Raw genomic sequence first — 19,395 nt, forward strand, 5'->3', positions numbered from 1 at the left:
GATGAAACATTGAACATAGGAATTATAGGGACAGGGAACATGGGGAATATACTAATCGATGCCTTTTTAGAAACCCGTGCTGTCAAACCTTCGTGCCTTACTATTATTAATCGTACGCCTGCCAAAGCATATCATATAAAAGAAAAATACCCTTCTGTTCATATAGCCAAAACAATCCAAGAGGTAATCGAACAATCCCAGCTTATTTTCATTTGCGTAAAACCGATAGATATATACCCTATTCTACAAAAATACGCTGACCATTTTTCAGACGAAGATTGCTTAGTTTCTATCACAAGCCCTATATCTCCATCACAATTAGAAACACTTATACCTTGCCACGTCGCTCGTATCATTCCAAGCATCACAAACCGCGCCTTATCCGGCGCATCACTATTTACATTTGGAAATAACTGCTCTCTAGAATGGCAACAAAAACTACTTCGTCTATTCAAAAACATTTCTACTCCCCTTGTTATAAAAGAAGATATAACGCGCGTTTCATCTGATATAGCAAGCTGCGGCCCTGCTTTTTTTAGTTATTTATTACAATGTTTCATTAACGCTGCTGTAGATAAAACAAATATTACACATGAAGAAGCCACTACTTTAGTAAGTGAAATGGTCATTGGAATGGGGAAATTACTCGAAAAAGAAATTTTTACATTACCTACTTTACAAGAAAAGGTATGCGTTAAAGGCGGTGTTACAGGAGAAGGTATTCGTATTTTAGAAGAGCACGTTGGGGATATGTTTCATAAATTAATCGAACGGACACATGAGAAATTTGATGAAGATTTAAAATGCGTTGAGCAGCAATTCAATAAACACACATAATAAATACGCCATCGTAATCCCAAACCCTTTTTATTAATACTTATCTTTTTCATGCTACATTTTCACTAAAACTAGCATTTTTACACTTTACACATATCATCTTTTTATTTTTCTAGAACTAAAACTACATCTTTTCTATAAAATAAAAGCAACCTTATCGGTTGCTTTTGTTTTATCCATTCTTCTTCGCCATAAAAAAGATGCGCTCTGTTTGTTCTGTCACTTCAATTCGTTCAAAGTCACCTGTGACGCGAAGCACTGTAAACCCAGCTTCTTCAAGCCATTTTGTTAACACTTCAACCGAATACGCACGTTGCACGTGACATTCGTCAAAACGATGATACACATCTTCTTCTGAATCTTGTACAAAGAATGTCAAATCATGTTCCACACTATCTGATTCTTCTCCAGGGAAGCAGTTCCAAATAAGTGATATTTCTTCGCCGTTCACTGTATATGTTTCATTTTGAAATACGTGATGTATTTTATATAAAGAGTGTACATCGAATAAAAACAAGCCATCCTGACGTAAATGGTGGAAAACTCTTCTAAATGTTTCTTGCACTCCATCTTCTTGCAATACATAATTTAATGAGTCACAAAAGATTGTCACACAATCAAATTCACCAGGAACATCGAGCTCTCTCATGTCTTGTTGGTAAAAAGGAATAAAATAGCCTTCTCCCCCCAATTTTTGCTGCGCGACAGTTAACATTTCTTCCGAAAGATCTACACCAATTAAGTCATAACCTTTTCGCACAAGCGGAAGTGTTACGTTACCAGTTCCACATGCTACGTCAAGGATTCTTGCCTCTTTCATAGATGCCTGTTGTAAACTTTCCTCTGTGAATTCCACCCATTTATCATAAGGGACATCATTCATCAGTTCGTCATACAGCAAAGCAAATTGTTCGTATTTCATTGATCTAGCTCATCTGCAATATCTTCACGCGGCACATCGCCCCATAGACGCTCTAAATTATAGTGATTACGCTCATCTTTATGGAATACATGAGCAACCACATCACCAAGGTCTACTAAAACCCAACGTGCTTCATCAAAGCCTTCCATACGTTGTACGTTAATTTCGAACTCATGTGCCTTCGCTTTAATTTCACGTGCAATTGCTTGTACTTGCTTGTCTGAATTTCCGTGACAAATAATAAAATAGTCTGCAATCGGTGAAATACCTTGCATATTTAGTACAACCATATCTTCTGCTCTCTTATCATCAGCTGCTTTTGCCGCTAATACTAATAACTCTTTATCTTTCATTTATTAATTTCCTCCTTGATAACTTCATTGTATGTTTGGAATGTTAATGGATAAATCGTTTGATCTTTTTCCATTAAAAATTGAATTGTTCGCTTTAAAGCAAACAGTAAAGCTTGATTTATATCTTTATATGCGAGTTTCCTCGCTTCTTCCACACCAGGAAACTTACGTCCTGGTTCAATGTAATCTGCTACATAAATAACTTTATCTAACATTGTCATTTTTTCATGACCACTTGTATGATATGTAATAGCTTGTAGAATTTCAGGATCAGTAATGCCTACTTCTTTTTCTACTAAGTATGCCCCAACAGGTGCATGCCATAACTCTTTGTTATAGTGCAGTAGATCCTTTGGCAACGCTTCTCTCTTGATAATCTCTTCCATTTCTGGAATCGCTCTACATTTTGCATAATCGTGAAATATAGCAGCCGTCTCTGCCTTTTCCTCATCTACACCATATAACCGAGCAAGTTCAATCGCTGTTTCCATTACACCAACCGTGTGTATATAACGTTTTTCATGCATTTGTTGTTTGACAATACTAAGTGCTTCCTCACGATTCATACAACCCATTCCTCTCGATATATACCTGTACTTTTTCGGGGAGTAAATATTTGCACGTTTTCTTCGTCATATATCTCTCACGTAACAGAGAAGAAGAAACTGCAAACTCTGGAATTTCCACTTTTACGATATCATAAGGCGTATGTAATGTATAACCTGGTCTTGCAACTCCAACGAAAGTTACAAGCTTAAGTAACTTTTCAATGTTATACCACTTCGGCAAATACTCAACCATGTCTCCGCCAATAATAAAGTGAAACTGCACATCCGGATACTTCTCCGTTAATTGTACCATAGTATCGTACGTATAAGATGGGCCTTCTCTGTCTAGCTCTTCTAAACAAATTGAAAAGTATGCTTCTTCCTCAATCGCTATTTGCAGCATGTTTAATCGACTTTTCACACTCGTAATGTTACGTCCTTGCTTGTGCGGTGGAATTTGATTCGGCAAAAACCATACCTCTTCCAACCCTAAAGCATGATACACTTCATTTGCAATTAACAAATGCCCATTATGAGGTGGATCAAACGTGCCACCAATAATGCCAATTTTTCTCAAAAGAAACGCCCCTTCCTTTTACATACAGCAACTCTCCCCATACATATTCGAAGAGAGCCCACTGTTAATAAAAGTTCAATTGATTTCACTCTCTATCTATCAAGCGTCAATTATGGAAATAATATACGTGATTTTTATCCTGCTATTTGCCAACACCTCAAAAGTCACTGACAATAACTAGGTTAGATGGGAAATTAACTGCACACAAAAGCCCAATTGGTGAAGGCTAAAAAACGCAAATTAAAGTTTCAATTTATCGTGGAAGCTTAATCTGCTTATTTTCTCTTGATTCTTTGTATAAAACAATTGTGCTTCCGATTACTTGAACGATTTCAGCTCGTGCACCTTGTGCAAGCTCTTCTGCAACTTCACTACGATCAAATTCACAGTTTTGTAATACGCTCACTTTAAATAGTTCACGAACTTCTAATGCTTCTCCAATTTGTTTCACCATATTTTCATTCACGCCGCCTTTTCCAACTTGAAAAATCGGTGTTAAATGATGTGCCTTTGCACGTAAAAATCTTTTTTGTTTTCCTGTTAACATATAATTAGCCTCCAAGCTCTCTCATTACTAATTGTTTCATTCTATCAATATTCGGCACGCACCCTGTCCACATTTCAAACGCAAGTGCACCTTGATAAACGAACATATCGATTCCATTTTGAATTATTGCACCTTGTTCTTTCGCATCGCCTAAAATTTTCGTCTCAAATGGATTATAAATAATATCAGAAACAATCGTTCCTTGTTTCAATGAACGAATTTCCAGCGGCGTATACTCAACATGTGGATGCATACCTATCGTTGTTGTTTGGATGATAATATCATATTCCCCTTGATTTTCTGCTGCACATTCTAACGATAGAGCATGCGAATTAACATTTGCCATGCACCCAGAGATAAGGTTTTTCGCCTTATCTCTCGTACGATTAGCAATATCAATTTCTTTCACACCTACATCGGCAAGCGAGAAGTAAATAGCTCGACTAGCACCACCTGCACCGATTAATAAAATACGTCTCTCTTGAAGTGGATCTTCACTAATTGACTGCAGGGCACGAACAAAACCAATTCCATCTGTGTTATACCCAATCAATTTTCCATCTCGATGAACTACTGTATTTACCGCACCGATTTGCCTTGCTAACGGGGCAATCTCATCCAAGTACTCCATAATTGCAACTTTGTGCGGAGTCGTTACATTAAATCCTGAAATACCTAATGCTTTCAAACCTTTTACTGCTTCCCCTAGCGCTTCTTCTTCTACAAGAAACGCATGATAATGGGCATCCATATTCAAGTGTTCAAATGCATCGTTATGCATAACGGGTGATAATGAATGTCCAATTGGATTTCCGATTACACCATATAATTGTTTCATAAATCCCTCTCCATATTAAATTAAAGATTTACGTAATGAAACACTTACTCCCTTTGGTACATGAGCAACAATTTTCGCTCCTGATTCATTTACAGTAACCCAGCCCAATCCAGAGAATACAACATCCGTTTTTGGCTCACGAATATTAAATTCATATTTCACAAACTTAGGCATATTTTCTAATTCTTCTGGTGTCGGTGGATTCAATAATTCTCCAGCGTGTTTTTCGTACAATTCATCAGCCTTTTCAAGCTTTGTACGATGGATTGTTAAACGGTTTGAGAAATGACAAGTGAATGCACGACGGCCCCCACTTACATAATCAAATCGTGCTAATCCACCAAAGAATAATGTTTGTTCTTCGTTTAATTGGAATACCATTGGCTTAACTTCTGTAGTCGGTGTAATAAGCTTTAAGCTTTGTTTCCCAACATAATGCGCCATTTGATGATGATTAATAATACCTGGTGTATCGTATAAAGATGACGTTTCGTCTAATGGGATATCAATTAAATCAAGCGTTGTTCCTGGGAAATGTGATGTTGTAATTACATTCTCAGTCTCATCACTAAACTCTTTAATCATACGATTAATAAATGTTGATTTACCAACATTCGTACATCCAACAACATAAACATCTTTACCTTCGCGGTAATGCTCAATTGCATCAGCAAGTTCAGCGATTCCTTGTCCTTTAGCTGCACTAATTAAAAAGACATCTTCTGGTTTTAAACCAAGTTGCTTTGCACTATAGCGCATCCAATGTTTTACTTTATCATGCTTAACTGACTTTGGAATTAAGTCAGCCTTATTCCCTACAAGTAATACTTTATTGTTCCCTACAAAACGATGTAAGCCCGGTAACCAGCTACCATTGAAATCGAAAATATCTACGATTTTAACCACTAGTGCGTCTGACTGTCCAATTCCGTTCAAAATACGAAGGAAATCATCATCTGTTAAAGATACATCTTGAATTTCGTTATAATGTTTCAAACGAAAACAACGTTGGCAAATTACTTGTTCTTTTTCTAAAGATGATACAGGAGCGTATCCTACTTCATTTTTATTTTCTGTTTGAATTTCTACACCGCAACCAATACATTTAATTGTTTCAGTCAAACTTTATTCCTCCCAGTTAATTAAGCCTTTTTTCTTCATGTTTCTCATAATTCTTCGTTCAATTTTCCGATTAAATCGTGTCACCAATCCGTCCGTTTGCGCTACCGGTACAACTAAAATTGTATGAAGTCCCACACGATTCCCGCCGAGCACATCCGTTAGTAACTGATCTCCAATTACTACAACTTCATCTGGCTGCAGGTGCATCTCATGTATTGCACGCTTAAATGCGCGAACAAACGGTTTGCGCGCACTATGAATAAACGGAATACCTAATGGGTCAGCGAAGTCTTTAACGCGTTGCTCGTTGTTATTTGAAACGACCGTTACTTGAATATCATTTTCTTTCATTTTCAAAAACCACTCTTCAAGCTGTGGCGTTGCGTTTGGACGATCCCATTCAATTAAAGTGTTATCTAAATCAGTAATAACTCCTTTAATTCCACGTTTTTTCAAATCTTCTGGTTGAATATGATATATATTTTTCACATATTCATTTGGTAAAAATAACTTCAATTTCTTTCACCTCTTTGAGGATTTTCCATAAAATTTTTCGACAACATTTTTCGATAGATAACCTGTGGATAAACTTGTACACACTATCCACGTTAATTTTTCAGCCAATTTGGAATTTACTAACAATCTATCCACATTTTATCCACTGAGTTATGTGGATAACCTCTTGTTTGTGACTGTCATATTTTTTTGGTACATTAAATGCAACAACGAATCAATCCTTATATTATTAGGAGGTGACTCACCTTGAAAACAAAACATATGGAACAGTTATCTACTGATTTACTCACTGAGTCTTATTATAAAGCAAAAGAACTAAAATTAAATCCCGACTTCATTTTACTTATAAAACAAGAAATTATTAGACGCTCGTTAGAGGACAAGCTCGTCAAATCTTCTTGAGTACATATAGATTGCTGATTGGCCTGTAAAAAGAGCCATCCTGCGATGGCTCTCGAATAAACAAGTACTCCCATCTAGGGGATTTCTTCATTAAGCATCTTTGTCCACATTTCTTAATTAGAGCTTCATAAGTATATTATAAAACCTTTTCTTTACTTATGAGATACTCGGGTTGCAATTTTTTCACCAAGACGCAGCTCTTGCCCACTTGTCAATTCCTGCACTGCTTTAATCATATCTTTTTCAAATAATAAAACAACTGTTGAGCCAAATGTAAAGTATGCCATCTCTTCACCTTTTTGAACAGTACTTCTTTCATGAAGGAGCTCGATACTATTAACAAACATAGCACCTACTTTTACAAGCGCCATATGTTCGCCTTCACTATTTACTTCTGTAACAGAGCGATAATTTTTTGACAATGGTTCTTTCCCATACTCCATACCCGCTGCATTTACCGGATATGATTTTCTGCCGAGTACAAATCTTTCAGTCACAGAGCCAGAGAGCGGGCTATGAATACGATGATAATGACTTGGACTCAAATAAATTACCATATATGTACCGCCTGCATATCGCTTTGCACGCTCTTCATTACCTAGCATATCCACAATTGAATAACGCTTTCCTTTTATATCGAATGTTTTTGTATCCTCAATAGGACCTTGATCAGCAAAAACACCATCAACAGGACTAACGATACTCGATGCATCAGTATCAATACTACGCTTTCCTTCTTTTAGCCTACGTGTAAATAAATCATGCAATGTTCGATATTCCTTCAAACCCTTTTCCATCTCATCTTGATTAATTTGAAAAACTTTCACATACGATGGAATAATGATAGAGCTCAAACGAGATTGTGCAAATTTACGTAATATATAAGAAGTAAAACGACCATTTGTAAGTTCGATCATAAGTCGATATAATGTCCGTCGCAAATTACGAAACCTCCTAATCAGCCTATAACTTTAGTTTCCCCTTCTTTTCTCTCTATATCATATGTAAAATTGGTTCTTATTCCCACATATAGAATGGAGCCGTCTCGTTATACACGAAGAAAAACTAAGTATAATTTTTATTCTTAAATTGTTTAGCACCTTCTAATATTACAGATAGAACCCGCCATTTTCAACAGTGAACATGTATTTCTTCTTAGAACAGCTCGTTTTCTTTCCGTTTTCCCGAAAGAAAAGCAGCCACTTTTAAAGTGTAGCTGCTTACAATACACATTATTCTTTTGCTTTTTTCTCTTTCTCAGCCCGCACAAATTCATGGAACATTTTCATTAAAGCACGCTTTTCAATTCGCGATACGTAGCTTCTTGAAATACCGAGTGCCTTCGCAATCTCCCTCTGTGTTTTCTCTTTATCAAGCCCAAGTCCAAAACGCTTCACAATTACTTCTTTCTCTCGTTCGTCCAAAATATCGATATACTCTTTAATTTTTTCTAACTCCATACTAAGCTGAATCATATCAATTACATCTTCAGATTCTGATTTTAATATATCAATAAGTGATATTTCATTACCCTCTTTATCTTGCCCAATCGGATCATGAAGTGAAACGTCTTTTTTCGTTTTCTTCAGCACACGTAAATGCATCAAAATTTCATTTTCGATACAGCGTGCTGCATATGTTGCAAGCTTAGTTCCTTTCCCTGCTGAATAGCTTTCAATCGCTTTAATAAGCCCAATGGTACCAATTGAAATTAAATCTTCTGCATCTTCACCAGTGTTTTCGAATTTCTTAACAATATGAGCTACAAGCCGTAAATTATGTTCAATTAAAAGATTTCTCGCTTGAGCATCACCTTGCTCCATTAACTCTAAGTACTTTCTCTCATCATCTGATGATAACGGCTGCGGGAACGCATTGTTCTTCACATAAGAAACAAATACAAACACTTCTCGAACCATATATCCAATTGCGGCGAATAGACTCAAACCTTTCACCTCCGCCAAAATAGTGGTCTTTACTATGTGTATGTGGGCATGAGGTTGTTTGTGTCTGTACGATATCATTCCAACATGTTTTTAAGCATGATATTTGTCGCACAAAACTTCGTTACGTATACTTAAACAAAAGATAGGAGGGTAAAATGTGAAACATTTTATTACCTTCTTGTACCAGAGTAGCTTGTAAGAGATGAACTCCTTGTACGCTCTTGCAAGCTGCTTGTACTACAAGGAGGGATTACAAATATGAAATTTGAAAGAACACGCGCTTATACAAGACACCAACGTCAGCGTACAATGCACCGAAAGATGAATATTGCAAAACACGCATGGGGATATACTCCTGAAATTGTCGGTATTTTTGCAAAAGGAAAAGTTCACTGTTCTTGCGGAATGTGTACAACAAAGTGGAGAACAGAAGGACCACCTGCCAGTGTACAGAAGTGGTTATACAAAATTGATACATGCGAAGAATAATCGTTCTTTCTAAAAAAGGTCTTCTCTCGAAGACTTTTTTCCCTATTTAAAGACTTATTTACTCCAAATCTTTTCCCCAGTGTGGGCATCAATATAACGAATTTCTCGACTACAATCGAAGGGCTCTTTATGATTTTCACTCGTCGTTTGTTTATACAGCAGTTTATATTTCATTTCCTCTGCATCATGATCTATACACCATTCTAATTTTACTCGAATTACCTCTTTATATATTTCTAACGCTTTTTCTTTTGTTACTTTTGGTGTTGTTTCATATGCAAGTAATTCTTTTATAAAGTTGCTAGATTCTCCTGAGTAGTGCATCACAGCACCATTTTCTGTATTGATGTTGATCATAAATTGCATATAGTCTATTGGAATTCCATTCACATATACGGAAAAGGTAAATCTTTCAATCCCATCTTCTGCTTCTTCACGTTCTTCCCAAAGACGAAGATATTGTGTGGTATCTGGAATAACTCGTTCTAAAAATTGAAGTGCTTTTTCTAAACATTCCTCTCTAGACAGTATTTGTTTTACTTCTTTATCGTCTGCCAGTTTTATAAAACCAATTAATTCATTGGTTGATTTATCAATCATAATGCCAACTAAATTATTATATTTTAACATCGGTAAATGCTTTTTAAAGAATTCATTCATTAAATATGGATTCTTTTCCTCTTTCTGTTTTTGCAATTCCTCTTTCAGCACAAATTCCATCCTTATTTCATCTTCATTTTCCGTCTCAGCTACTTTTGTAAAGCTATCTTTATTCCAGTCAAATAAATCAAATATATCACCTTGTTGACCACCTTTTTTCGGTTTTTCAACAGCTACAGTTGGAGGCAATTTATAATGATCTGGGCCAAACAAATCTTTACTTGTACTTGCATCAATAAACGCATGACTAGGTTCTGGCTCATACACAAGATGGTACCCTTTTACTTCTTCTCCACTTTCATATTCACATGAGGAGTATGTTAAATCAGCAAATACAAGTCTTATATCTTGTCTAGCCTTGAGGTTATCTAAAACCGTGCTCTCATCAACAATTTCAATTGGCCATAACGGTTTTCCCTGTATACTTTCCCCTCCGTTATAACGGAAATTCACAACATTACCTGAAGGATGAACTCGCACAACACATCCTGTATCCGGCAATGGATATCCATTCACTTCTTGCATATAATTTATTTCTTTCCAACCACGCCAGTCATCCTTAATTGACACATATGTATAAAATTCTAATTCTTCTTCCACATATTTTTTTATAAATACATTTGCAATCTCTCTTGCCTTATTCTCCTCTATCACTTCTTTATCACTCGAAAAATAATTTTCATCATCTATCCTGAATTCAAATAAATTACCCGTATGTCTATTTAATGTAATTTGTATCTTTTTCTCCTCATCCTCTTTATGCCCCCACCATAATAGATGATACGGATCATCCACTCCTTCTTGATCATCTACAACAAGCCTATATTCATCTGGAATTTCAATAATATGAGCCACTTGCTCTTTTCTTTTTTTATCTTTTGGATTCATCATACCCTCTCCCTTATTACAATTTAAGGTAATTACAACAAACAAAACCAAAAATCATTAACAAAAAGACAAAAAGCTGAAACAATTAGTTCATACGAATTTCACATGAATCTATTACTATAAGAATTGTACATAGTGAAATTACTAACAATGACGTTTATTCATATATAATTTTATTTGAAAGGGGTTGAAAAGATGAAAACTAAATATCGCTTTATGATCTCATCATTTGCTGCTTGCGCCTACATGATTTGGTGTTTAGTATAATAACAACTTCACTTGTAAATAAGAAAAGGTGTGTATATAAATGGAATATAACCAATCAACCGTTAACTACTGGAAAGCTTTTGTATTACCTTATACATTTGCTTTAGAAGAGTTAAAAACTAAATTTGAAATTATGAACCGGGAAGCTCAATTTTTAGAAGACTACAACCCGTTTGAACATATAAAAACAAGACTTAAACAACCCGAAAGTATCATCAGGAAGCTTGAGCGTAAAAACTTATCACCAACAGTTGAAAATGCTCAAACACAATTACAAGATATTATTGGCATCCGTATTACATGTTGCTTTGTAGAAGATATTTATCATTTAAAAGAAGTTATTGAAAATCGTGGAGATATGGAAATTGTAGAAGTAAAAGATTATATTGCTAATCCAAAAGGAAATGGCTATAAAAGTTTGCATATGATTATTAAATATCCATTGTCACTAAATTCTGGTACGAAAGATGTCTTTGCAGAAATTCAATTACGTACACTTGCCATGGACTTTTGGGCAAGTTTAGAACATAAGCTTTACTACAAATATGAAGGAAATATACCTGACTATTTGAAAGATGAACTACATGACGCTGCTATGAAAGCTGAAGACCTCGATAATAAGATGGCAACAATCCGTCAAGATATTGATGACATTGAAGCATGTTCAAATCAAATTTTATTACCACTTTAAAAGGTTCTCTCCTATGAGAACCTTTTTATCCCGCTATTTGCGTGCAGTAAGACTCCCACTGATTAAAGTTTCACTTTATTTCTTCTCTATCGTACGAACCTCTTCAATCTTCCACCCTTCTTCTTCTTTTCCAAGTGCGTACTGCATTTTCTTCTGAAGAGTAACCTCTCCATCTACTTCTTTTTCCTCCGTTTCAACAATAACAAGCCCACCTTTAAGAGCTTTCATATTCATATGTTCTAACTCTATTTTCTTATTTCCCTTTTGAAATGCCGCTTCCTTTTGTGTTTTTAAGTCTTCAGCACTAGGCATCTTCTTTGAAAATAACTCCATATGTTCAGCAAGATTTTTTTCATTCGTCGTCCGTACAAATGCCTCAATAACATCTTGAATGGATTTCTCTTCTTCTTTCGTTATATGTACCTTTTCCTCAGTTTTCCCAGCAGATTTTTGTTCTATATTATTCTCTTGAGATTGACATCCAACTAGCAATAATACGAATACTAGAAGGAATCTTAATTTCCCTAAAAAAAATCTCATCTTTCCATCTCCTAAAAAGAAAAGTGAGGCATTTCGCCTCACTTTCATTTATAATTAGCGTCTTCCTTTATTCGGATCGCCACCGCCAACGATGTCAAAGACACGTTTAGCTATATTTGTATTCTCTTGAACGCCAGAGAATAAGTATTTACCTGGTCCGAATGCATATACGTTCACATCTTCACCTGTATGTCCACCCGTTGTCCAACCTGTAACCGAACGCTTATTGAAGATATCTTCAATTGCATTATCAATCTTTGTTACATCTTTTGATGGAGCTATATCATTTACAGCTTTAATTTCTTCTGGTGTTAATTGTAGATCAATATACTTTTTCAATGTTTCTTCTACATTTGCACCTTTTACAATCTCACTTGCCATAAAGTCTGGCGTACGTTTCGCAGCTTTAATCGGATCTACTTTAAAATTATACTCACCATTCGCACCTAAAGATAATCCGCCAGTAGCATGATCTGCTGTTGCAACAACTAATGTGTTCTTATCTTTTTTCGCAAACTCAATTGCTGCTTTAAACGCTTTTTCGAAGTCTTCCATTTCACTCATTGCACCGACAATATCATTATCATGTCCAGCCCAATCAATTTGACTACCTTCGACCATTAAGAAGAAACCGTCTTTATTTTTGTTCAAGCGCTCAATCGCTGCATTTGTCATCTCTTCTAATGAAGGTGTTTTGTCAGTACGGTCAATCATTTTGTCTAAACCACCTGGTGCAAATAAGCCAAGAACTTGATCGCTTTTATCATTTAATAATTGATTACGATCTGTTACATAACTATAACCAGACTTCTTAAATTCTTCTGTAAGATTGCGGTCTTTTCTAACAAAGTTCTTTACGCCCCCGCCAAGCATAACATCTATTTTATGCTTACCTTTAATTTTTTCATCAAAGTAATCATTTGCAATTGCGTCCATATTTTTACGACTAATATCATGTGCACCGAATGCAGCTGGTGTTGCATGCGTAATTTCAGAAGTTGCAACGAGTCCCGTTGACTTCCCTTTTTCTTTCGCTTGCTCCAATACTGTTTTCACTTCAGCTTTATCATTATCTACTGCAATAGCTGCGTTATATGTTTTTATACCTGCTGACATCGCAGTAGCTGCCGATGCAGAGTCTGTAATATTTTCATGTTCATCTTCTGGATATGTTTTTTGTGTTCCTACAAGATGCTTATCAAATTCTGTAGATTCCATCTCAAATGTTTTTGGATTATCTTTCATATAACGATGAGCTGTCATATATGAAGGCCCCATACCGTCCCCAATTAATACAATGACATTTTTAATTTTTGCATTGTTTCCGTTCTCATCTGCATTAACCTCACTAGAACGCGTAAAATTCCATGTTGCTACCGAAGTAACTGCTAACGACGCCACAACTGCAAATGGCCATGCTTTTTTTACAAACTTTTTCACTGTCTTGTCCCCCTAATTAGGTTATTCATTTCCCACTATCAAATTTAATAGAAGACTGTTAAGAGAAAATGAGTTATATGTAAATTTTTTGTTAACTTATGTAAATTTAAGTTATAATTTGTATAAGTTTGTCTTTTCATATCAAGCATACTCCCCTTTACAAAGATAAATATAAACATGTTGGATTTCTTTTAATACGAACCTATTATTTTACATTTCTTAATATTATTCTTATTTTTTCTAATTTAAATAGAAATATGGTGAACTTTATGAAAACAGTAAAACTAGACGAATCTTCCATTCCAGATTTACTCTCTCTTTGCGAATCAGTTGGGTGGTTACAGCATGAGAGTTTTATGAAAGAGCAATTCCATATGTACCTTTCCATTGGCACAATTTTTGGCTATGTACATGAGAATAAACTTGTTGCAGCGGGCGGGGTCTTTTCGTTTGCCCATGGATTTTCTTCTATCGGTATGTTAATCGTGCATCCTGATTTTCAAAGAAAAGGAATTGGCCGTATTTTGTTAAACAATAGCTTAAAAGTAACTTATCCATCGCTCCCTATTACGCTCATTGCAACAAAAGCTGGTGAATCCTTATATGAATCTTATGGATTTCAATCAATAACAACAATTCATCGTTTCGAAAAACAAGCGGCTCATATAAGTACAAATTCTTTTCCCATAAAACAAATTCAGCAAGCCGATCTTCAATCTCTCATTTTTCTTGATCAAACTGCGACTGGTGCAGATCGTTCTAAGCTTTATTTATCACTACTATCGAGAGCTACTTACTCCTTTAAAATAGAGCCGGATAATCAAATAGATGCTTTTGCTTTATGCATACAAAAAGGAAATGTACTATGTATCACTCCGCTTATTTCAAAAAAAGAAAAAGACGCTATTCAGTTATTAGAAATAATTTGCAACTCGTGGAATGGGACAATACGCATTGATGTTCCGCACTCACAATTCATTTTCCGTCAATTTCTTCAAACAGAAAATTTCCAGGAAACGCTCCTTTCACCTCTTATGATAAAGAACGGTAATCAACTTCCTGGAAATCGTAATATACTATTTGCTATGATAGATGCAGCGTTATGTTAGAAAGGGGACACCTAATTGAAGCGATTTAGCTATTTTATGGTAGGTTGTCTTACTCTTACACTATTAGTAGGATGTAGTGCAGCAGAAAAGCCAGTAGAACAAGTAAAACAATTTAAAAATACAATTACAGCGAAACTAACTACCGAGGAAAAAATGGTAGAGATAGATGGTCAAACGATTTACTTTAAAAAGATTGGTGATGAAAAACCACCTTTACTTATGATCCATGGATTTGGAGGATCATCCAATGGTTTTCAAAAGGTTTACTCAGATTTAGCAAAAGATCATACGATTATTTCTGTTGATGCTTTAGGATTCGGACGTTCCTCTAAACCGATGGATTTTTATTATTCTTTCCCAACTCATGCAAATTTGTATTATAAGTTAATGAAAAAATTAGGGTATGACTCATTCGCAATACTGGGACATTCTATGGGCGGAGAAATTTCTCTTAATTTAACATATTTATACCCCGAAGCGGTTACCCACCTTATTTTAACTGATGCTACAGGCGGCCCTCATACGTTCGTTAATAAACAAGGTTCACCAAAACCAAAGTTGTCGACTGATTTAAGTGCCGTTTCTTCTATTGCAGATTATGATGAGAGCAAAGTTAAATTCAAGCGTAATGATGAAGAGCATTATAATAAAATGAAATTATGGCCTAGGCGTCTTCAAATCAATGCAACTGAAATTAAGCAACCAACTTTAATTATATGGGGAAGAAATGATAGTAGCGTTTCTTGGAAAGAAGGAGAAACTTATCATCAATTCTTAAAAAATAGCACTTTCCATATTATTGAAAAAGGTTATCATGCTCCATTTCGTCAAGAGCCACAAGAATTTGTAGGGTATGTAAAAGATTTCTTCGAGAAAAATGCTATAAGTGCTGAAAAATAAACGGGTATCTCATTTTGAGATACCCGTTTTCATATATTAAGCAGCTTGCTTTTGGCGTTTTTGAATTTTTGATCCTAGTACTTTTGGAATAACTAAGCCATCAATTCCAAGTTTTCCAGCATTCATACCAGAAACAAGAACGAACATGGATAAGATAACCATTTCAGGGTTTACACCAATTGACCCACTAAACATATAGGAAAAGTTCATTACAAGACCGAAAAAGACCGCTGTTTTTGTTAAACAGCCTACAATTAAACCAATTCCGACTAAAATTTCTCCCCACGTCACAAGTGTATTAAATAAATCAACGTTTGGAATTGCAAAATCTTGTAAGAATGATGCCCACCAAGATTGAACAGCTGGTTGTGCTCCTTTAGATTTTTCAATTGCACCTTGTAAATAACCAGTTGCATCGAAGCCTTTTCCTTGTAGTTTACCGATTCCAGCCATTACCCATGTGTAACCAAGATACACTCGAATTATCGCTAAAACAAAAGAAACTGCTTTGTTTTCTCTTAAAAATTGAATAATCATATCTTCCTCCTAAAGTTGTAATTAAGTCAGTTACAGATAATATAATAACATTAGTTACTTACTTTTAAAATGTTAATCGTGAATAATTTGTGACATACATAAAAAACATTAAATACTAACGTTTATATAGTAACTTTTATTACCTGTAAAAACTTGAACATATCATACCACAGGTGATAATCATTTTCATTGAAAAAAATGTAAAAAAACTGTGAGTTAAATGTGAAACGCATTCATTCGAATATAGAATAAATCCGTTTCATATTGTTTATATACTCGAAATGCACATGTCTCCTCATCGGTTAATCTCGCTTCTCGAACAACTTCTTCTAACATTTTGTCATGGTTAATAAGCCTGTAAAATACAGCGTATTGTAAACATAAGTACTACATTTCCATCTACATAATCTATCGATCTAACATGCGATTTTGCACCATTATGTAAAATCGATTCTACTAGTTTCAACTCCCCAAACTTATACCAACCATTTACAATATGTGCAATATGCAATTTTGCATATTATTTAATTTCCGCTACGCTAAAGTATACTCTCGGCTCATTTAAGTCGTATACATCTTCTCCTAACTCTTCCATTACAAATTTCCTCTCCTATAAGTCCATTTCATATATATCCGTTTCTTTCAAAAAATCAGCTCTAGTTAAAGCGACTTTCTGTAAATATTGCCTATACGCTGTAATTGTTCCATCGTGTGCAACGATACAAATTTTTTCTGCTTTTAACTGATAGCACCAGTGCAGAAATTCATCTACTATTTGCTGAAATTCCATCTCCGAGATGATATTGACTCCCTCATTCCATAACAATTCATTTCTACTTTCTTCTAATGAAAAATGTGGAAATAATTTTTGTATTATCTTTCGATCTAACAATTGATCGCACGGTAATGTTTTGGCGGATTCCCGATAAGGAAAAATACGCGAGGATATATATGGGTGAACAATTTTTTGACAAGCAACTTCCGCACTCCATATTGTCGCAGTTTGTAAAGTTCGAAGTGTAGGACTAGCGATTAATATATCCTTTTCTTGTAATGGTACATCGCACTGAAGCAATTTAGCCTGCTTCTTTCCCACGCCTGTCAATGGCGGATTCACTGCTTGTAAACTTAATGGTAAATCTTTCGTATGTTCACCTTCACCATGCCGAACAAAAATAAGTTTCATTCTCCTCTTCCTCTCACTATCAAATAGTCTCACATATTTCTTCCCTATTTTTTTCTTTACTCCTGCTATTTTAAAAAGCAGAATGTAAAAAGTGTTTGACACCAACGTTTGAAAAATATTACAATTATATATGTAAAATACTTTTTACAATAAGAGGAGGATTACAAATATGAAATGGATTATCGTCTTTATGGGAATGATCATATGGGGATACATAAATGGCTTTTTTAATAGTGATAAAACTGCTAATCCTTGGATTACAGATGATGAGCGTGAAACAAAAATTAAACAAAAAGCAATTATCGCAAGCTGGTCTGGTGTTTTCATATTTTGTATCATGAACCTCTTAAACAAATGGTTAGGTTTAGGAACGAGCGCTACATCACCTTACTTACCATCTTCTGTCGCAACTATTTTAAAAGAAAATGTAGAGTTACAAGTTTTACTTATGTTATTCATTACATATGGCATATTTTACGTATACTACCGAAGAAAACTAAGTGCTTAACTTTTATCTCATGATTATCCTCCTAAATGGTTATAGTAACTAGGACGCAATGAAAAAAGGAGAGATATAAAAATGAGTAACTCAAATGACTTTTTAGATACATTACATGAAAAACAAGCAAAAGATGAACAAAATAGAAAGCGCCAAGGGAACGGAAACCCTGCGAAAAAAAAGCCAAATAAAACACATAAATAACATTGAAAAACCTGCCTAAAAATTATATTTTAGGCAGGTTTTTTTTACTCGTCTTTAACCGAAACGACATCTTCCCAATTCCATTTCTCATAATACCACTCTGGCACATCTATATTTTCAATCCACTTCTTTTCATGTTTTTCATCGCTATGAGCAAGCCATACATCAGCTTTCTTACGATTTGAACGGAGCCACATTAATTGGTTGCTTTTCTTACTAAAAATAGGGTTATAATCGCCTTGGCTATTTGATGGCTTTGTAATTTGATGTTGTTCATCTGTTGTACTATTTATTTCATATAAAGATGGTAGTGGTCTTTTTTCTAGAGGGACCGATAGCTCTGCTTCCTTTGCCCTTGAAACGATAATTACATTATCGTTCTTCCATGTGAAATCCCAATCAACATAGCCTTTTGGAGTAAATGTATTTTGCTGGAGAGCCGGCAATTCTTTTATTTTTAAATGCTTATTCTCTAAAGCCACTCTCCCGCTTCCTTCAATATAGGCTAATATATTCTTTGATGGCGCCCATTTGAACCATTGTGTGTTTAATAACATTTGATCTACTGTTTCAAAACGACTGCCCTCTGCTCGAATTAAGCAAAGGGTATTACCATCAGCTGACAAAGAAGCTGTTGGTACTGCCAAAAACGAAATCCATTTTTGATCTGGCGACCACTTAAATCCACTTCCAACTAATGCTAAAAAGTCATCATGCTCATTCGGTAGTGCATATAAATGTTTCATCTTATGAGGATTCATATTTGCATCCTTTTGTATTTCATATAACTGAGCACCTGTCCATCCTGTTGGAAGCAAGTACGCTTCTGATGATACAAGAAACTTCTTACCATCAGGATACCATGCATAGTCACCTACACCATTAGCTACGTTTTCAAAATCTGCTTTCTTTTTTTCAGCATCAAATGTATTTAATGTGCGTGCAAATACAAATGCAATTATATTCTCTGTTGGTGACCATTGATAATTCGATGCTTCTGATTGAGATGGCGTAACTTTCTTTCCATCTTTCAGCCGATACAGTTCAAAGTGATTTCGCTTCTTTCCTTTTGCATATGCAAGCCATTCTCCATTGTGTGACCATTTCGGCCCTGTTATGTACTCTCCTTTTGTAATTTGTTTTTCTTTTTCACCGACTTTAATCCATAGATTATGATTACGAATAAAGGCAACTTTTACTCCATTGTTTTCTGCGCTAGTAATAGAACTTGAACAGAAAAAAAGGAACAAAATCACGATTCCACTTACTATAAACCTTTTCATATAGCACCCCCATTTCCCCCTTTAGCATTCCTCATATTCCGCTTACTATATGCAAATATTATCCATTCGACATAATTCCAAAAAATTTCCCAAG

At 35.2% G+C, this 19,395-nt stretch carries 24 protein-coding genes and 1 pseudogene; 8 read left to right on the top strand and 17 right to left on the bottom strand.

Features of this window, described 5'->3' with window-relative positions; genetic code table 11:
* Positions 1 to 9: 9 nt before the first annotated feature.
* The gene (gene comER, locus QCI77_RS22140) at positions 10 to 837 is read left to right on the top strand and encodes a late competence protein ComER (RefSeq protein WP_016092337.1); all 828 of its coding nucleotides are present in this window, start codon (positions 10 to 12) and stop codon (positions 835 to 837) included.
* 172 nt (positions 838 to 1,009) lie between these two features.
* On the opposite strand, the gene QCI77_RS22145 is transcribed toward comER, so the two are convergent.
* From QCI77_RS22145 to QCI77_RS22180, 8 genes are all read right to left on the bottom strand, one after another.
* Complete coding sequence (locus tag QCI77_RS22145; RefSeq protein ID WP_002088700.1) at positions 1,010 to 1,759, bottom strand: class I SAM-dependent DNA methyltransferase; 750 nt, start codon at positions 1,757 to 1,759, stop codon at positions 1,010 to 1,012.
* Entirely contained in the window at positions 1,756 to 2,112 is a 357-nt protein-coding gene (gene rsfS / locus QCI77_RS22150) for a ribosome silencing factor (RefSeq protein ID WP_000653209.1), read from the bottom strand. The genes QCI77_RS22145 and rsfS overlap by 4 nt, the downstream gene beginning before the upstream one ends.
* Entirely contained in the window at positions 2,109 to 2,678 is a 570-nt protein-coding gene (yqeK, locus tag QCI77_RS22155; protein WP_002138392.1) for a bis(5'-nucleosyl)-tetraphosphatase (symmetrical) YqeK, read from the bottom strand. The genes rsfS and yqeK overlap by 4 nt, the downstream gene beginning before the upstream one ends.
* Positions 2,668 to 3,237 carry a nicotinate-nucleotide adenylyltransferase gene (locus QCI77_RS22160; protein ID WP_002067321.1) on the bottom strand — a complete coding sequence of 190 codons (570 nt, stop codon included), beginning with the start codon at positions 3,235 to 3,237 and terminating at the stop codon, positions 2,668 to 2,670. Before QCI77_RS22160 ends, yqeK begins: the two co-directional genes overlap by 11 nt.
* Positions 3,238 to 3,490: 253 nt before the next feature.
* Complete coding sequence (gene yhbY / locus QCI77_RS22165) at positions 3,491 to 3,784, bottom strand: ribosome assembly RNA-binding protein YhbY (RefSeq protein ID WP_002015220.1); 294 nt, start codon at positions 3,782 to 3,784, stop codon at positions 3,491 to 3,493.
* A gap of 4 nt (positions 3,785 to 3,788) precedes the next feature.
* Positions 3,789 to 4,622, bottom strand: a complete 834-nt coding sequence (gene aroE / locus QCI77_RS22170) for a shikimate dehydrogenase (protein WP_002138395.1) — start codon at positions 4,620 to 4,622, stop codon at positions 3,789 to 3,791.
* A 15-nt stretch (positions 4,623 to 4,637) separates the two neighbouring features.
* A complete protein-coding gene (gene yqeH / locus QCI77_RS22175) occupies positions 4,638 to 5,744 on the bottom strand; it encodes a ribosome biogenesis GTPase YqeH (protein WP_002015224.1) in 1,107 nt (368 codons plus the stop codon).
* Positions 5,745 to 5,747: 3 nt separating this feature from the next.
* Positions 5,748 to 6,260, bottom strand: a complete 513-nt coding sequence (locus QCI77_RS22180) for a YqeG family HAD IIIA-type phosphatase (RefSeq protein WP_002015225.1) — start codon at positions 6,258 to 6,260, stop codon at positions 5,748 to 5,750.
* A gap of 246 nt (positions 6,261 to 6,506) precedes the next feature.
* On the opposite strand from QCI77_RS22180, the gene sda reads away from it, so the two are divergent.
* On the top strand, positions 6,507 to 6,662 hold the full coding sequence (gene sda / locus QCI77_RS22185) for a sporulation histidine kinase inhibitor Sda (RefSeq protein ID WP_002015226.1): 156 nt from the start codon (positions 6,507 to 6,509) through the stop codon (positions 6,660 to 6,662).
* A gap of 152 nt (positions 6,663 to 6,814) precedes the next feature.
* Here the strand turns inward: sda and QCI77_RS22190 are convergent, their stop codons facing one another.
* Together QCI77_RS22190 and sigK are read right to left on the bottom strand one after the other, a co-directional pair.
* Positions 6,815 to 7,603, bottom strand: coding sequence for a phosphatidylserine decarboxylase (locus QCI77_RS22190; RefSeq protein ID WP_002138397.1), 789 nt, complete (start codon positions 7,601 to 7,603; stop codon positions 6,815 to 6,817).
* A 291-nt stretch (positions 7,604 to 7,894) separates the two neighbouring features.
* Complete coding sequence (sigK, locus tag QCI77_RS22195; protein WP_000051382.1) at positions 7,895 to 8,608, bottom strand: RNA polymerase sporulation sigma factor SigK; 714 nt, start codon at positions 8,606 to 8,608, stop codon at positions 7,895 to 7,897.
* A gap of 258 nt (positions 8,609 to 8,866) precedes the next feature.
* Here sigK and QCI77_RS22200 point away from each other — a divergent pair, with 258 nt between their 5' ends.
* On the top strand, positions 8,867 to 9,097 hold the full coding sequence (locus QCI77_RS22200; RefSeq protein WP_002138398.1) for a hypothetical protein: 231 nt from the start codon (positions 8,867 to 8,869) through the stop codon (positions 9,095 to 9,097).
* Positions 9,098 to 9,151: 54 nt separating this feature from the next.
* On the opposite strand, the gene QCI77_RS22205 is transcribed toward QCI77_RS22200, so the two are convergent.
* Positions 9,152 to 10,648, bottom strand: coding sequence for a YcdB/YcdC domain-containing protein (locus QCI77_RS22205; protein WP_353825482.1), 1,497 nt, complete (start codon positions 10,646 to 10,648; stop codon positions 9,152 to 9,154).
* A 304-nt stretch (positions 10,649 to 10,952) separates the two neighbouring features.
* Here QCI77_RS22205 and QCI77_RS22210 point away from each other — a divergent pair, with 304 nt between their 5' ends.
* Positions 10,953 to 11,603, top strand: a complete 651-nt coding sequence (locus QCI77_RS22210) for a GTP pyrophosphokinase (RefSeq protein ID WP_002015229.1) — start codon at positions 10,953 to 10,955, stop codon at positions 11,601 to 11,603.
* Positions 11,604 to 11,678: 75 nt separating this feature from the next.
* On the opposite strand, the gene QCI77_RS22215 is transcribed toward QCI77_RS22210, so the two are convergent.
* Together QCI77_RS22215 and QCI77_RS22220 are read right to left on the bottom strand one after the other, a co-directional pair.
* Complete coding sequence (locus QCI77_RS22215; protein WP_353825483.1) at positions 11,679 to 12,143, bottom strand: hypothetical protein; 465 nt, start codon at positions 12,141 to 12,143, stop codon at positions 11,679 to 11,681.
* A 54-nt stretch (positions 12,144 to 12,197) separates the two neighbouring features.
* On the bottom strand, positions 12,198 to 13,583 hold the full coding sequence (locus QCI77_RS22220; protein ID WP_002143184.1) for an alkaline phosphatase: 1,386 nt from the start codon (positions 13,581 to 13,583) through the stop codon (positions 12,198 to 12,200).
* 269 nt (positions 13,584 to 13,852) lie between these two features.
* Between QCI77_RS22220 and QCI77_RS22225 the strand changes: the two genes are divergently transcribed.
* A complete protein-coding gene (locus QCI77_RS22225) occupies positions 13,853 to 14,692 on the top strand; it encodes a GNAT family N-acetyltransferase (RefSeq protein WP_353825484.1) in 840 nt (279 codons plus the stop codon).
* A 15-nt stretch (positions 14,693 to 14,707) separates the two neighbouring features.
* The gene (locus QCI77_RS22230) at positions 14,708 to 15,592 is read left to right on the top strand and encodes an alpha/beta fold hydrolase (protein ID WP_353825485.1); all 885 of its coding nucleotides are present in this window, start codon (positions 14,708 to 14,710) and stop codon (positions 15,590 to 15,592) included.
* A gap of 36 nt (positions 15,593 to 15,628) precedes the next feature.
* Here the strand turns inward: QCI77_RS22230 and QCI77_RS22235 are convergent, their stop codons facing one another.
* The 3 genes and pseudogenes from QCI77_RS22235 to QCI77_RS22245 all read right to left on the bottom strand — a co-directional run bounded on the left by QCI77_RS22235 (position 15,629) and on the right by QCI77_RS22245 (position 17,315).
* Entirely contained in the window at positions 15,629 to 16,129 is a 501-nt protein-coding gene (locus QCI77_RS22235; RefSeq protein ID WP_002015237.1) for a DoxX family protein, read from the bottom strand.
* A gap of 216 nt (positions 16,130 to 16,345) precedes the next feature.
* Positions 16,346 to 16,739 (bottom strand): annotated as a pseudogene (locus tag QCI77_RS22240) (hypothetical protein); the annotation flags it as partial.
* Complete coding sequence (locus QCI77_RS22245) at positions 16,740 to 17,315, bottom strand: histidine phosphatase family protein (RefSeq protein ID WP_353825486.1); 576 nt, start codon at positions 17,313 to 17,315, stop codon at positions 16,740 to 16,742.
* Between the two features lie 169 nt (positions 17,316 to 17,484).
* Between QCI77_RS22245 and QCI77_RS22250 the strand changes: the two genes are divergently transcribed.
* On the top strand, positions 17,485 to 17,823 hold the full coding sequence (locus QCI77_RS22250; protein WP_113769196.1) for a phosphoglycerate mutase: 339 nt from the start codon (positions 17,485 to 17,487) through the stop codon (positions 17,821 to 17,823).
* Positions 17,824 to 17,895: 72 nt separating this feature from the next.
* Positions 17,896 to 18,018, top strand: coding sequence for a DUF4023 domain-containing protein (locus QCI77_RS22255; protein ID WP_000071861.1), 123 nt, complete (start codon positions 17,896 to 17,898; stop codon positions 18,016 to 18,018).
* A 44-nt stretch (positions 18,019 to 18,062) separates the two neighbouring features.
* Here the strand turns inward: QCI77_RS22255 and QCI77_RS22260 are convergent, their stop codons facing one another.
* Complete coding sequence (locus QCI77_RS22260) at positions 18,063 to 19,301, bottom strand: TolB family protein (RefSeq protein WP_353825487.1); 1,239 nt, start codon at positions 19,299 to 19,301, stop codon at positions 18,063 to 18,065.
* Positions 19,302 to 19,395 lie beyond the last annotated feature (94 nt).

Origin of the sequence: Bacillus cereus group sp. MG9 (genome assembly GCF_040459995.1) — a bacterium.
Taxonomy (GTDB): domain Bacteria; phylum Bacillota; class Bacilli; order Bacillales; family Bacillaceae_G; genus Bacillus_A; species Bacillus_A mycoides.

What these genes read in the sequence shown, in the direction of transcription:
- yhbY (WP_002015220.1), bottom strand. Translation starts at nt 3,784, where the DNA reads ATGTTAACAGGAAAACAAAAAAGATTTTTACGTGCAAAGGCACATCAT.
- QCI77_RS22235 (WP_002015237.1), bottom strand. Translation starts at nt 16,129, where the DNA reads ATGATTATTCAATTTTTAAGAGAAAACAAAGCAGTTTCTTTTGTTTTA.
- yqeK (WP_002138392.1), bottom strand. Translation starts at nt 2,678, where the DNA reads ATGAATCGTGAGGAAGCACTTAGTATTGTCAAACAACAAATGCATGAA.
- QCI77_RS22245 (WP_353825486.1), bottom strand. Translation starts at nt 17,315, where the DNA reads ATGAAACTTATTTTTGTTCGGCATGGTGAAGGTGAACATACGAAAGAT.
- aroE (WP_002138395.1), bottom strand. Translation starts at nt 4,622, where the DNA reads ATGAAACAATTATATGGTGTAATCGGAAATCCAATTGGACATTCATTA.
- QCI77_RS22145 (WP_002088700.1), bottom strand. Translation starts at nt 1,759, where the DNA reads ATGAAATACGAACAATTTGCTTTGCTGTATGACGAACTGATGAATGAT.
- QCI77_RS22260 (WP_353825487.1), bottom strand. Translation starts at nt 19,301, where the DNA reads ATGAAAAGGTTTATAGTAAGTGGAATCGTGATTTTGTTCCTTTTTTTC.
- QCI77_RS22200 (WP_002138398.1), top strand. Translation starts at nt 8,867, where the DNA reads ATGAAATTTGAAAGAACACGCGCTTATACAAGACACCAACGTCAGCGT.
- QCI77_RS22255 (WP_000071861.1), top strand. Translation starts at nt 17,896, where the DNA reads ATGAGTAACTCAAATGACTTTTTAGATACATTACATGAAAAACAAGCA.
- QCI77_RS22215 (WP_353825483.1), bottom strand. Translation starts at nt 12,143, where the DNA reads ATGAGATTTTTTTTAGGGAAATTAAGATTCCTTCTAGTATTCGTATTA.
- rsfS (WP_000653209.1), bottom strand. Translation starts at nt 2,112, where the DNA reads ATGAAAGATAAAGAGTTATTAGTATTAGCGGCAAAAGCAGCTGATGAT.
- QCI77_RS22250 (WP_113769196.1), top strand. Translation starts at nt 17,485, where the DNA reads ATGAAATGGATTATCGTCTTTATGGGAATGATCATATGGGGATACATA.
- QCI77_RS22210 (WP_002015229.1), top strand. Translation starts at nt 10,953, where the DNA reads ATGGAATATAACCAATCAACCGTTAACTACTGGAAAGCTTTTGTATTA.
- QCI77_RS22205 (WP_353825482.1), bottom strand. Translation starts at nt 10,648, where the DNA reads ATGATGAATCCAAAAGATAAAAAAAGAAAAGAGCAAGTGGCTCATATT.
- QCI77_RS22225 (WP_353825484.1), top strand. Translation starts at nt 13,853, where the DNA reads ATGAAAACAGTAAAACTAGACGAATCTTCCATTCCAGATTTACTCTCT.